A 12,632-nucleotide genomic window follows, 5' to 3' on the forward strand; every position below is an offset into this window, starting at 1 on the left:
CGCCCACCCCGCGCGCGACCCCCGCCCCGCAGGTCAGCCCTGCCTCGGCGATTACGCCGAGCCCGCCGAAGCCGGACACCCCGAAGCCGCTGCCGAAGGACGCGCCGCGGCCCGCGCCCGTGGCGGCCAAGGACGAGCCGACCGTCACCGTGCTTCGCGGCATTCCCGCAGCGACGGCCAAGAACATGGACATCTCGCTGTCGGTGCCGACGGCGACGTCCGTGCGCAACATCCCGGTGAAGCTGCTGTGGGACAACCGCATCGTCATCAACAGCCACCTCAAGCGCGCCCGCGGCGGCAAGGTCTCCTTCACGCACATCATCGGCTACGCGATCGTGAAGGCGATCAAGGCGCTGCCGGAGATGAACAACACCTACGCCGAGATCGACGGCAAGCCGACGATGGTCACCCCGGCGCACATCAACCTCGGCCTCGCGATCGACCAGCAGAAGCCCGACGGGACCCGCCAGCTGGTGGCGCCCTCGATCAAGGCGTGCGAGTCGATGGACTTCGCACAGTTCTGGACCGCCTACGAGGAGATCGTCCGCAAGGCGAAGAACAACAAGCTGACGATGGAGGACTACTCCGGCACGACCGTCAGCCTGACGAACGTCGGCGGCCTCGGCACCAACAACTCGGTCCCCCGCCTGATGCAGGGCCAGGCGGCGATCATCGGCGTCGGCTCGATGGACTTCCCGCCGGAGTTCCAGGGCGCGTCCGAGGAGACCATCGCCCGCAACGCGATCTCCCGGATCATGACGATGACCTCGACGTACGACCACCGCGTGATCCAGGGTGCGCAGTCGGGTGAGTTCCTGCGGCAGGTGCACCGCTACCTGCTCGGCGAGGACGGCTTCTTCGACGAGATCTTCAGCGCGCTGCGGATCCCCTACGAGCCGATCCGCTGGAACAACGACATCGCGACGTCCCACGACGACGAGATCGACAAGCAGGCCAGGATCCTCGAGCTGATCCACGCCTACCGCGTGCGTGGCCACCTGATGGCCGACACCGACCCGCTGGAGTACAAGCAGCGCAGCCATCCCGACCTGCGGATCGAGTCGCACGGCCTCACCCTGTGGGACCTGGACCGCGAGTTCCCGACCGGCTCGTTCGGCGGCGGCGACCGTCGCTTCATGAAGCTGCGCCACATCCTCGGCATCCTGCGCGACTCCTACTGCCGCACCACCGGCATCGAGTACATGCACATCATGGATCCCGAGCAGCGCCGCTGGATCCAGGAGCGGGTCGAGCAGCCGCACACCAAGCCGCCCCGCGAGGAGCAGCTGCGGATCCTGCTCAAGCTCAACCAGGCGGAGGCCTTCGAGACCTTCCTGCAGACCAAGTTCGTCGGCCAGAAGCGGTTCAGCCTCGAGGGCGGCGAGACCACCGTCCCGGTGATCGACGAGATCGCCGAGGCCGCCGCCCAGTCCGGCCTCGACGAGGTCGCGATCGGGATGGCCCACCGCGGTCGGCTCAACGTGCTCGCGAACATCGTCGGCAAGTCCTACAACCAGATCTTCCGCGAGTTCGAGGGCAACATCGATCCGCGCACGGTGCAGGGGTCCGGCGACGTGAAGTACCACCTCGGCGCCGAGGGCGAGTTCTCCGCGGGCACCGGCGAGACCATCAAGGTCTCCGTCGCCGCGAACCCGTCGCACCTGGAGACCGTCGACCCGGTCCTCGAAGGCATCGCGCGCGCCAAGCAGGACGTGCTCAACAAGGGCGAGCAGTTCCCGGTCCTACCGCTCCTGCTCCACGGCGACGCGGCGTTCGCGGGCCAGGGCGTGGTGGCGGAGACACTCAACCTCTCCCAGCTGCGCGGCTACCGCACCGGCGGCACGATCCACGTCGTCATCAACAACCAGGTCGGGTTCACCACCTCGCCCGGGTCCTCCCGCTCCACGCTGTACTGCACGGACGTCGCGCGCATGGTCCAGGCGCCGATCTTCCACGTCAACGGCGACGACCCCGAGGCGTGCATCCGGGTCGCGCGCCTGGCGTTCGAGTACCGCCAGACGTTCCACAGCGACGTCGTGATCGACCTCGTCTGCTACCGCCGCCGTGGACACAACGAGGGCGACGACCCGTCGTACACGCAGCCGCTGATGTACGACCTGATCGAGCAGAAGCGCTCGGTGCGCAAGCTCTACACCGAGTCCCTGATCGGTCGTGGCGACATCACGATCGAGGAGGCCGAGCAGGTCCTCAAGGACTACCAGCAGCAGCTGGAGAGGGTGTTCACCGAGGTGCGGGAGGCTACGGCCGCGCCCTCGGAGTGGACGACGGTGCCGGACTACCCGGACAAGCCCGCCGGCGAGACCCAGACCGCGGTCTCGTTCGAGGTCCTGAAGCGGATCGCCGACGCCTACGTCACGCCACCCGACGGCTTCACGGTCCACCCGAAGGTGATGCCGCAGCTCCAGCGGCGCGCCGCGGCGATCACCGAGGGTCCGATCGACTGGGGCACCGGCGAGGTCCTCGCCTTCGGTGCGCTGCTCATGGAGGGGCGGCCGGTGCGGCTGGCCGGCCAGGACTCCCGCCGCGGCACGTTCGTGCAGCGGTTCGCGACGATCATCGACCGGGTCAACGCCGACGAGTGGACCCCGCTGGCGAACCTGACCGACGACCAGGCGAAGTTCTTCATCTACGACAGCCTGCTGTCGGAGTACGCCGCCCTCGGCTTCGAGTACGGCTACTCGGTGGCGCGACCGGAGGCCCTGGTGCTCTGGGAGGCGCAGTTCGGCGACTTCGTCAACGGCGCCCAGACGGTCATCGACGAGTACATCTCGGCCGGCAAGACCAAGTGGGGCCAGGACTCGGGCGTCGTGCTGCTGCTCCCCCACGGCTACGAGGGGCAGGGACCGGACCACTCCTCCGCCCGGATCGAGCGGTTCCTCCAGCTCTGCGCCGACGAGGCCATGGTGGTGGCGCAGCCGTCGACCCCCGCTTCGCACTTCCACCTGCTGCGTCGACACGCGCTGGGCGGTGACCACAAGCCGCTGATCATCTTCACGCCGAAGTCGATGCTGAAGCGCAAGGAGGCCGCTTCACAGCCGAGCGACTTCACGCAGGGCATGTTCCAGCCGCTGGTTCCCGACACCACGGCCGACCCGGCGACGGTCGACACCCTGCTGCTGTGCTCGGGCCGGGTCACCTGGGACCTGATGGTGGAGCGCTCCAAGCGCGAGGACGGCAACCGCTACGCAATCGCCCGGATCGAGCAGCTCTACCCCGAGCCGCTCGAGGAGCTGCGCGCCGAGATCGCGAAGTACCCCAACCTCAAGCACGTCCGCTGGGTGCAGGACGAGCCGGCGAACATGGGCCCGTGGCCGCACTACGGCCTCACCGTGTTCCCCCAGCTCAGCACCCCGGTCGAGAGGATCAGCCGGTCGGCGTCGTCCTCGCCCTCCGTGGGTGTCGCCAAGCGGCACCTGGAGGAGCAGAAGGATCTGATCGCCCGCGCCTTCAGCTGAGGGTCGAGGAGCCAGATGTACTTCACCGATCGCGGGATCGAGGAGCTCGAGCAGCGCCGGGGCGACGAGGAGGTCACCCTGGCGTGGCTCGCTGACCGGCTCCAGGAGTTCGTCGACACCCATCCCGAGTTCGAGACGCCGGTGGAGCGCCTCGCCACCTGGCTGGCGCGGCTCGACGACCCCGAGGACTGAGCGCTCAGCCCACGGGCGCCGGCTCGACCTCCGCTGCGGTCGCCGCCGGCGCCTCGGCGAGCCCGAACCTGCGGTGCAGGGCACGCAGCGGACGGGGGGCCCACCATGCCCGTTCCCCGAGCAGGCGGACGCCGGCAGGCAGCAGCACGCCTCGCACCAGCGTGGCGTCGATCAGGATGGCCAGCCCGGTCCCGAGCCCGAAGAACTGGATGAAGCTGACCGAGCTCACCAGGAACGCGAAGAAGCTGATCGCGATCAGGGCTGCGGCCGTGCTGACGATCCGGCCGGTGTGGGCCAGGCCGCGGATCATCGCCTGCTCGTTGTCGAGCCCGGCGTCACGCATCTCCTTGATCCTGCCGAGCACGAACACCTCGTAGTCCATGGACAGGCCGAACGCGACGCAGAAGAGCAGCACCATCATGCTGCTGTCCATCGGCTGCGGGGTGAATCCGAGGGCGTTCGACAGGTGCCCGTCCTGGAACACCCAGACCATCGCGCCGAGGGTCGCGGCCAGGCCCACCGCGTTGAGCGCCAGCGCACGCACCGGCTGCACCACGCTCCCGGTGAAGAGGAAGAGGATCACCAGCGTGCTGAGCGCCAGCCAGCCCAGCACCAGCGGGAGCCGGTCGGTGATCGCCGTCATCTGGTCCGTCAGCTCCGCAGTCGCGCCACCGACCAGCGCCTCGGTGCCGGCGGGCCCGGGGATGGCCCGCACCTGCGCCACCAGGTCACGGGCCGCGATCGAGCGGGTATCGAGATCGGTCACGACCGCCAGCCGCTCGGCCCCGTCTCCGGGGGCGACGGTCGCCGGGAGCCCGGCCGCCAGCGTGCCGTCGACGAAGCTGCCGACGCGGGTGTCGACCCGCTCGACGCCGGCCAGCTCCGACAGCTCCCCGGCGTACGACGCCACGTCGGCGTCGGCGACGGCATCCGTGGTCACCACCTCGATCGGCGTGGTTCCGTCGCCGGCGAACTCCTCGCGGAGCAGGTCGCCGGCCTGTCGGCTCGATGCGCTCGTGGGCAGCACGCGGTCGTCGGGAGTCCCGAACTCGATGCCGACGAGCGGCACCGCCATGACCAGCAGACCCGCGAGCACCGGCAGCGCGCTCACCACCGGACGGCGGGCCACGAACCGCGCGAGGCGCGCCCAGGCCGGCGCCTCGTCCCCACGGATGCCGCGGACCCCCGGGACCCGCCACGCATCGATCCGGCCGCCGAGGAGCGTGAGCCCGGCGGGAAGCACCACGATCGCGCTGAACGCGGTGATCAGCATGACGCCGATGCCGGCGTAGGCGAAGGACCGCAGGAAGTACATCGGGAACACCAGCAGCGCGGCGAGGGCCACGGCCACCGTCGTCGCGCTGAAGAAGATGGTCCGTCCGGCGGTCTCGACCGCCCGCTGCACCGCGGCATCGTGCGAGCGCCCGGCGGCGCGCTCCTCGCGCACCCGGGCGACCATCAGCAGTCCGTAGTCGACAGCCAGCCCCAGCCCCAGGCCCGTGGTCAGGTTGACGGCGTAGATCGAGACGTCGGTCATCGAGCCGAGCACGGAGAGCTCGGCGAAGGTGCCGAGGATCGCCAGCATCCCGACGCCGAGCGTGACCAGGGCGCCGACGACGTTGCCGAACGCGAGGACCAGCAGCACCAGGATCAGCGGGATCGCGATGCTCTCCGCGAGGGCGAGGTCGGATCCGATCTGGCCGCCGATCTCCTCGCCGACGGCCTCGCGGCCGCCCACCTGGACGGTGATCGCCCCGTCGTCCCCGACGTACTCGTCGAGCACGGCAGCGGGGTCAGCCTCCTCACCCTGGGCGATGGACGCCGTGATCAGCGCGTGGGCGCCGTCCGCGGACCGCATCGGCGGCGCCTGGGAGTCGAAGTACGACCTCACCTCACTGAGTCGGGCGTCGGCGCGAAGCCGCTCCGTCAGCGCCCAGCCGGCGGCGACGGCCGACGGACGGTCGACGTCGCCGCCCTCGGCGGAGACGACGAAGAGGTAGTCCGCCGAGCCGTCGAAGTGCTCGGCGAGCACGACCGCGGCGCGGCTGCTCTCGGACTCGGGGTCGTCGAACCCCTCGCTCTGCAGCTTCCCGAAGGCGCTCAGCCCGAGGTAGGCCGCGAACACGACGGCGACCATCCCGAAGCCGAGCACCCACCGTGCCCGCCGCGTCACCAGCACGCCGATCCAACCGAACATGTCCCACTCCAATGTGAACGCCGTAAACTTTGCAGGTGTTAACTTGGCACAGGATGTGGACGGGTGTCAACATGATGTCGTGACGAACTCCTCGGCCAGGCGCAGCTACCACCACGGCGACCTGCGCAACGCCCTCGCCCGGGCGGCAGCTGGCCTCGCGGCCAGCGGCGGGCCGGACGCGGTCACCATTCGCGGCGCCGCGCGCGAGGTCGGCGTAACCCCCACCGCCGCCTACCGCCACTTCGCCAACCAGGCCGACCTGCTCCTCGCGGCCCAGGACCTCGCGATAACCGGCATGGCCGCTGCGATGGCAGGCCATCTCTCCCAGGTCCCGAGCGAGGGCGACCCGGTCGACCTCGCCGTCGCCCGACTGCTCTCAACCGGCCGCGGCTACATCCAGTTCGCCGTCGAGGAGCCCGGCATCTTCCGCACCTGCTTCACCGGGTACCTGGACCGCCCGGAGGGGTCCGATCCCGACCTGCCCGGCCGGGCGCCGTACGCGCTGCTCGGCGAGATGCTCGACCAGCTGGTCGAGGTGGGCTACCTGGCACCGGAGGATCGCCCGGGCGCGGAGGCCGGACCCTGGGCGGCCGTCCACGGCCTCGCGATGCTCCTGATCGACGGGCCGTTGCGCGGGATCACACGAGCCGAGCAGGAGGCGGCGGTCGACCGCACCCTGGCCATGACCGTGCGGGGTCTCGCCACCGGGCCCGAGGCGGAGCGTCGGCGCGATCGGTAGCGCGCGGCGTGCCCTAGTACTCCAGCCGTAGTTCGTGGTCTACATGCATGAGTGGCTTGTCGTCGCGGCCGGTCCGACAGCAGCCCGAGCACCAACTTCCGGACCCGACGCCGGGGTTCGACCCGCGGGAGCCGTCCCGCTATCCGGCCCATCAGACCCTCGAACGCCTCCTGCCAGCGGACGGGATCTACGCTGTGAACTGCGGCCAGCGCATGAAGTTTGTCTTCACACACCGATGTCAACGGTGGCGCACCCCTCCCAACAGTGCGTCGGGGTCGCGCAGGCGTCGGCCTGCCGTCCTGTGTCAGGAGGACAGGTGCAACGTGGCGAGGTCTGGTGGGTGGAGTTCGACGAGCGGCGGCTGGTCGTGCTGCTGTCGGGAGACGACGCGTCCGGGATCCAGGTGATGCAGGTCGTCGCTCCGGCGGGTGTTGACATCACCGGTCTGGGCGTCGAAGTGGCAGTAGGCGCCATGGAAGGACTGCCCGTTGAAGGCGTGCTTCGGTTCGCGTTCCCGCGCCCGGGCTTTATCCCTTGCACGTGGCTGACCACCGTGTCCCGGGACGACCTGATCGAGCGAGCAGGCGCCCTGTCCTCCGCGAAACTCAGCGAGATCGAAGATGCCCTCCGTCTTGGTGGACAGGCGAAGGAGCCGACCGCGGCGACGACCGCGAAGCTCAGCGAGGTAAGGGACAGCCTCCGTCTCGGTGGGCTCGGGTAGGCAGAGAACGAACAGACGCCCCAATGGCGTGGTCAATCTCGTCCGGATGATCGACACAGGCCACCTCTGTCCTCGGCGCCCTTCACCATCGAGATCACGATCTACGGCTGGAGCACTAGTGTGACCCGCGTGACCGAGGACCTCGCGTCCGAGGAGAACGGAGAAGACGTGACCCCCTATCCCCCGGCCCCGTGGCGGATGCACGGCTCGCTATGGCTGTCGGTGTTCAGCCTCAGGCGAGACATCGACGAGCGCCACCCCGCCGGCCGGTACGGGCTCGCCCTGGTCAGCTACGAGGAGCCCAGCCCGCTGACGTACGGCGAGCTGCTGCTGGCGCGCACGACGAAGAACGCCGCGGGGAAGGGTGCCGTCACCATCACCGACATCTGGGTGGACTCCCCCGCCTCCATGGCAGGCGGCCGCGAGCTGTGGGCCATTCCCAAGCAGCTGTGCGACTTCGACCGGGAGAGCACCTTCAAGGGACCGGTCACCTCGACCGACTGGACCGCGACGGTCGAACGCCGGCCCATCGTCGAGGCCCACTTCACCGACCTGTCCCGGGCTGCGCCGCGCATGCCCTTCAAGGGCCTGGTGGAGCAGCCCGGAATTCCCGAGCATCCGGAGACCGCCGACGTGGTGATGCGCGGCAGCGCCAAGGCCCTGCCCTGCCGGGCCCGCTGGACGTTCGCCGCAGACGGCCCACTCGGGTTCATGCGGGATGCACGCCAGCTCGGCTCGTTCCGCATGGCCGGGTTCCGGCTGCACTTCGAGTAGCCGGCCGGACGCCCCCAGGCGTCCGGCCGGCAGGCTCACTCGGCGTCGAGGTCCTGCTCGACGAGCGTCGCGATCTTCTCGACGTCCGCCTCGTTCTCGCCCGAGACCTCGACCTGGTCGCCGTTGCCGGCGCCCAGCGTCATGATGAGCAGCGCCGAGCTCGCATCCACGGCCTCGTCGCCGGGGACGCCGATCAGCACCTCGGAGTCGAGGTCGCCGGCGACCTCGGAGATGATCGCGGCGGGCCGCGCGTGGAGTCCGACGGCCGAGCCGACGACGACGGTCCTGGTGTGCATCAGGCGTACCTCTCGTTGGGAGTGCTGGTCAGGGTTGATGATGCCCGTCAGCGGCCGACGGGCTCGAGGGTGAGGTCGGCGGCCTCCACCGGCTGGCGCCCGAGCGACTTGAGGGCGACGACCGAAGCCGCCGCCACCAGCACCCCGGCGACCAGCGCGATCACGAACCCGAGCACCCCGTCGACGGCGAACAGCACGAAGATGCCGCCGTGCGGGGCCCGCAGGCCCACGTCGAGCGCCTGGGCCAGGCCACCGGTGACCGCGCTCCCGAGCATGATCGAGGGGATCACGCGCAGCGGGTCTGCCGCAGCGAACGGGATGGCGCCCTCGGTGATGAACGACGCGCCCAGCAGCCAGGCGGCCTTGCCGTTCTCGCGCTCGGCCGGGTTGAACAGGCCGGGCCGGACGATGGTCGCCAGGGCGAGCGCCAGGGGCGGCACCATGCCGGCGAGCATCACCGCGGCCATGATCCGCAGCTCGGGCGCGTTGGTCGCCAGGTCGGCCGCGCCGATGCCCACGACCGCGAAGCTGTAGGCCACCTTGTTGAGCGGTCCACCCATGTCGAAGGCCATCATCAGGCCGAGCACGGCCCCCAGGATCACGGCGTTGGAGCCGTCGAGGTTGTTGAGCCCGTCGTTGAGCTGCTCCATCAGCCAGGTGATCGGGCGGCCGAGCAGGATGAGCATGACCAGACCCGCGATGACGCTGCTGACGAGTGGGATCACGAGCACCGGCATCAGGCCACGCGCCCACTTGGGCACCTGCCAGCGCGACACCCACAGCGCGAGCAGGCCGGCGAGGACGCCGCCCACGATCGCGCCGATGAACCCGGTCTGAGGAGCGGGGGTGGCCGCTTCTCCCGCCGAGGCGAAGCCGGCCAGGTTGGTCGCCAGCGCGCCCATGATGAAGCCGGGGGCGATGCCGGGGCGGTCGGCGATCGCGTAGGCGATGTAGCCGGCGAGCGCGGGGACGAACAGGGCGAACGCCGCCTTGCCGATCACGAACAGGAGCACGCCGAGATACAGCAGCACGCCCGAGTCGAAGGCGGCGTGCTCGAGGCCGTAGCTGGCCACGGACGGCGGGTTCAGCAGGCTGTGGTTGACGAGGATGTCCCCGGCGACGTTGGCGCTGTCGTAGCCGCCGAGCAGGAAGCCGAGGGCGATCAGCAGTCCGCCCGCCGCAACGAACGGGATCATGTAGGACACGCCGGTCATCAGCACGCGCCGCACGCGACCCCCCCACGACTCCCCTGCGCCCGCCGTACCGGAGAGTGCTGCCTCGGTGCCTCCGGCACCGCCGCCGGCAGCTTCGACGCGCGGCGGGTTCGGCGCGTCGGCGTAGCGGAGCGCTTCGGCGACCATGACGTCCGGCTCGTCGATCGCGCGCTTGACACCCGCGGAGACGAGCGGCTTGCCGGCGAAGCGTGCCCGGTCCCGGACACCCACGTCGGCAGCGAAGATCACGGCGTCGGCCGCGTCGATGGTGCTCTGGGGCAGCGGCCGCGATCCGGCCGATCCCTGAGGCTCGACGGCGATCTCGGCCCCGGCCCGCTCCGCTGCGGCCTCGAGCGACTCGGCGGCCATGTAGGTGTGTGCGATCCCGGTGGGGCAGGACGTCACCGCGACGATCCGGCGCCGGGCCTGCCCACCAGCGGCGGGTGCGGCCGGGCTCGTGGAGGCGGCTGCGCCGGAGTGCTCGCTTGTGGCGGGTGCCGCGGCCATGGCAGGCGGCTCCGGCGCGACCACACGCTGGACGATCGCGAGCACCTCGGCCGGGGTCGCCGCCGCGCGCAGCGCGTCGGTGAACTCGGGCTTCACCAGCGAGCGCGCGAGCTTGGCCAGGATCTGGAGGTGGGTGTCACCACCGCCTTCGGGCGCCGCGATCAGGAACACCAGGTCGGCGTCGCCGTCCTTGGCCCCGAAGCCGACCGCAGGAGCCAGCCGCGCGAAGGCCAGCGTCGGCTCGGTGACCGAGGCCGACCGGCAGTGCGGGATCGCGATGCCGTCCTTCATGCCGGTGGCGGACTTGCCCTCGCGCTCGAGCAGGTCGGCGCGCAGTTGGTCGACGTCGGTCGCGCGCCCCGCGTCGGCGACCACCGCGGCGAGCGCGGCGATCACGTCGTTCTTGGTGCCGCCGAGGTCCGCATCGAGCCTGACCAGGTCGGTTGTCATCAGTTCTGCCATGACGGGATTCCTTCAGTGGTGGTGTCGCTCGACGCGGCGTCGAGCGATCGGATCCGGACCTCGGCGGTCCGGACGTCGGTGGGGGTCGGCACGGTGGTGCCGGGGAGGCTCGCAGCGGCGCTGCCGTAGGCGACCGCCTCCGCGAGCCGCTCGGGAGCCGATCGGCCCTGCAGGTCGGCGCGCAGGTAGCCGAAGAGGCTGGCGTCGCCCGCTCCGACCGTGCTCACCACCCGCGTGGGCGGAGGTACGGCGTGCCAGGCGCCGGTCGCGTCGACGAGCACTGCGCCGGCACCGCCCAGGGTGGCCAGGACCGCACCGACCCCGCGGTCCACGAGCGTCCGCGCAGCGGCCGCGACCTGCATGACGTCGCCCTCGAGTGCAACAGGATCGACTCCGACGACCGCTGCCAGCTCCTCGGCGTTCGGCTTGAGGAGGGACGGCGCACGGCCGGGGGCCAGCGCGTCGACGACGGCAACCAGGGCAGCCTCGCTGGTGTCGACGGCGACGGCGCGTCCGGCTGCGAGCAGGCGCGCGACAAGCTCGGCGTACCACTCGTCCGGAGCCCCTGGCGGGAGCGAGCCGGCCAGCACGACCCAGTCGCCGGCCGGCCCGGCGAGCACCGCGGCCGCCAACGCCTCGAGGTCGTCGATGGTCGAGGTCGGGCCGGAGGTGTTGAGCTTGGTCGTGGTGCCGTCCGGCTCGGTGACGGTCAGGTTGACCCGCATCGGGCCCGCTGGAGCGACCGGCAGGCACGGGACGCCGTGCGCGTCGAGGTCCCTGACGAACGGGTCGTCCTCAGCCACCGGGAGGACCGCGAGCGTCGGCACCTCCGCCGCGACGCACGCCCGGGAGATGTTCACGCCCTTGCCGCCGGGCTGCTCGAGGATCGAGGTGACCCGGTGCACGCCGCCGCGGACCAGCGCGCCCGGCAGGCTGACGGTGCGGTCGATGCTGGGGTTGGGCGTCACGGTGACGATCACGCGACCACGACCTCTGCGCCGGCGGCGGCCAGCGCTTTGCGGTCCGCCGTGCTCAGCGCGTCGTCGGTCACCACGAAGTCGATCTCTTCGAGGGCGGCGAACCGCACCGCGCTGTCGACGCCGATCTTGGTCGAGTCGACGAGCGCGACCACCCGCTCACCGGACCGGACCAGAGCGCGTTTGGTCGCGGCCTCCTCGCTGTCGGGCGTGGACAGGCCGTGTCCGGAGCTCACCCCGTTGGCGCCGACGAAGGCGACGTCCACCCGCAGCGACTCGACTGCGGCGACGGTCGCCGCCCCGACCGCGGCCTGGGTGGTCGGACGGACCCGGCCGGGGAGGAGGTGGAGCTCGACCGCGGGGTTCGTGCCGAGCCGGGAGGCGATCGGGACCGAGTGGGTGAAGACCACCAGCCGGTGCGACCGCGGCAGCGCGGCGGCGAGTCGAGCGGTTGTGCTTCCCGCGTCGATGAGAACCGACCCGCCCGCAGGCGGCAGCAGGTCGAGCGCCGCCCGCGCGATCCGCTCCTTGGCCTCGGTGTTGGCGGCGTCGCGCTCCCCCAGACCGAGCTCCAAGGAGGTCAGCGCCGTGGCCGGCACGGCCCCGCCGTGCACGCGGCGCACGAGCCCGAGCTGCTCCAGCGCGCTGAGGTCGCGGCGGACGGTCTCGGTCGTGACGTCGTACTCACGGGCGATCTCGGCAACCGACATCCGTCCGCGCGTCGTCACCTGGCGAGCCATCGCCTGCTGACGCTCCTCGGCATACACCGTTGTGACCTCCCTCACGATCTGTGTTCATGTTGTTTTATGCCCGTTTCTGTTGCTTGTCAAGGGTGAGTCGGTCTAGCGTGTGAGCATGGTCACGACGATTCACGGCACCCCGGTGGTCTCAGGCGTCGCCTTCGGTCCAGCTCTGCTGGCCGTGGCCGACGTGCCCGAGGACGCCGTTCGCTCGTACGGCGACGGCGGCCATGCCGACGCCGAGGCGGCCCTGGCCGCGTACGACGCCGCGGTCGACGCGGTTGCCGAGGGCTTCCGGCAGAAGGCGGCCGCCGCGTCCGGCGCCACCGCGGGCGTG

The 12,632-nt window shown here is 70.9% G+C and carries 11 protein-coding genes and 1 pseudogene; 6 read left to right on the forward strand and 6 right to left on the reverse strand.

Annotation, left to right across the window (positions count from 1 at the left end):
* Both E7Z54_RS09615 and E7Z54_RS23110 read left to right on the forward strand, forming a co-directional pair.
* Positions 1 to 3,476: multifunctional oxoglutarate decarboxylase/oxoglutarate dehydrogenase thiamine pyrophosphate-binding subunit/dihydrolipoyllysine-residue succinyltransferase subunit (locus E7Z54_RS09615; RefSeq protein ID WP_136433178.1), on the forward strand; the 3,476-nt coding region annotated here is incomplete at its 5' end.
* A 15-nt stretch (positions 3,477 to 3,491) separates the two neighbouring features.
* Positions 3,492 to 3,668, forward strand: coding sequence for a DUF6104 family protein (locus E7Z54_RS23110; protein WP_168798254.1), 177 nt, complete (start codon positions 3,492 to 3,494; stop codon positions 3,666 to 3,668).
* A gap of 4 nt (positions 3,669 to 3,672) precedes the next feature.
* Here the strand turns inward: E7Z54_RS23110 and E7Z54_RS09620 are convergent, their stop codons facing one another.
* The gene (locus E7Z54_RS09620; RefSeq protein ID WP_136433180.1) at positions 3,673 to 5,865 is read right to left on the reverse strand and encodes an MMPL family transporter; all 2,193 of its coding nucleotides are present in this window, start codon (positions 5,863 to 5,865) and stop codon (positions 3,673 to 3,675) included.
* 79 nt (positions 5,866 to 5,944) lie between these two features.
* Here E7Z54_RS09620 and E7Z54_RS09625 point away from each other — a divergent pair, with 79 nt between their 5' ends.
* Complete coding sequence (locus E7Z54_RS09625; RefSeq protein ID WP_206056108.1) at positions 5,945 to 6,604, forward strand: TetR/AcrR family transcriptional regulator; 660 nt, start codon at positions 5,945 to 5,947, stop codon at positions 6,602 to 6,604.
* A 59-nt stretch (positions 6,605 to 6,663) separates the two neighbouring features.
* Here E7Z54_RS09625 and E7Z54_RS24385 read toward each other — a convergent pair.
* Positions 6,664 to 6,813 (reverse strand): annotated as a pseudogene (locus E7Z54_RS24385) (IS701 family transposase); the annotation flags it as partial.
* A 107-nt stretch (positions 6,814 to 6,920) separates the two neighbouring features.
* On the opposite strand from E7Z54_RS24385, the gene E7Z54_RS09630 reads away from it, so the two are divergent.
* On the forward strand, positions 6,921 to 7,325 hold the full coding sequence (locus E7Z54_RS09630; protein ID WP_136433184.1) for a type II toxin-antitoxin system PemK/MazF family toxin: 405 nt from the start codon (positions 6,921 to 6,923) through the stop codon (positions 7,323 to 7,325).
* 129 nt (positions 7,326 to 7,454) lie between these two features.
* Entirely contained in the window at positions 7,455 to 8,099 is a 645-nt protein-coding gene (locus E7Z54_RS09635; RefSeq protein ID WP_136433186.1) for an acetoacetate decarboxylase family protein, read from the forward strand.
* Positions 8,100 to 8,134: 35 nt separating this feature from the next.
* Here the strand turns inward: E7Z54_RS09635 and E7Z54_RS09640 are convergent, their stop codons facing one another.
* Genes E7Z54_RS09640 through E7Z54_RS09655 form a run of 4 tightly spaced genes read right to left on the reverse strand, consistent with a single transcriptional unit; the run spans position 8,135 to position 12,340 of the window.
* Positions 8,135 to 8,395: an HPr family phosphocarrier protein gene (locus E7Z54_RS09640; protein ID WP_136433188.1), complete on the reverse strand. Its 261-nt coding sequence runs from the start codon at positions 8,393 to 8,395 to the stop codon at positions 8,135 to 8,137.
* A gap of 47 nt (positions 8,396 to 8,442) precedes the next feature.
* Positions 8,443 to 10,578, reverse strand: a complete 2,136-nt coding sequence (locus tag E7Z54_RS09645; RefSeq protein WP_136433189.1) for a PTS fructose transporter subunit IIABC — start codon at positions 10,576 to 10,578, stop codon at positions 8,443 to 8,445.
* Positions 10,566 to 11,558: a 1-phosphofructokinase family hexose kinase gene (locus E7Z54_RS09650; protein ID WP_136433191.1), complete on the reverse strand. Its 993-nt coding sequence runs from the start codon at positions 11,556 to 11,558 to the stop codon at positions 10,566 to 10,568. The genes E7Z54_RS09645 and E7Z54_RS09650 overlap by 13 nt, the downstream gene beginning before the upstream one ends.
* Positions 11,555 to 12,340 (reverse strand): DeoR/GlpR family DNA-binding transcription regulator, encoded by a 786-nt coding sequence (locus E7Z54_RS09655; RefSeq protein ID WP_240769602.1) that lies wholly within the window; start codon positions 12,338 to 12,340, stop codon positions 11,555 to 11,557. The genes E7Z54_RS09650 and E7Z54_RS09655 overlap by 4 nt, the downstream gene beginning before the upstream one ends.
* Positions 12,341 to 12,410: 70 nt before the next feature.
* On the opposite strand from E7Z54_RS09655, the gene E7Z54_RS09660 reads away from it, so the two are divergent.
* The coding region (locus tag E7Z54_RS09660) for a phosphoenolpyruvate-utilizing N-terminal domain-containing protein (RefSeq protein ID WP_346763538.1) at positions 12,411 to 12,632 on the forward strand (222 nt) is incomplete at its 3' end.

The sequence above is a fragment of the Nocardioides sp. genome, from assembly GCF_004803405.1.
Lineage (GTDB): Bacteria > Actinomycetota > Actinomycetes > Propionibacteriales > Nocardioidaceae > Nocardioides > Nocardioides vastitatis.

Coding starts and splice junctions, on each gene's coding strand:
- E7Z54_RS09640 (WP_136433188.1), bottom strand. CDS start 8,395: ATGCACACCAGGACCGTCGTCGTCGGCTCGGCCGTCGGACTCCACGCG.
- E7Z54_RS09620 (WP_136433180.1), bottom strand. CDS start 5,865: ATGTTCGGTTGGATCGGCGTGCTGGTGACGCGGCGGGCACGGTGGGTG.
- E7Z54_RS23110 (WP_168798254.1), top strand. CDS start 3,492: ATGTACTTCACCGATCGCGGGATCGAGGAGCTCGAGCAGCGCCGGGGC.
- E7Z54_RS09645 (WP_136433189.1), bottom strand. CDS start 10,578: ATGGCAGAACTGATGACAACCGACCTGGTCAGGCTCGATGCGGACCTC.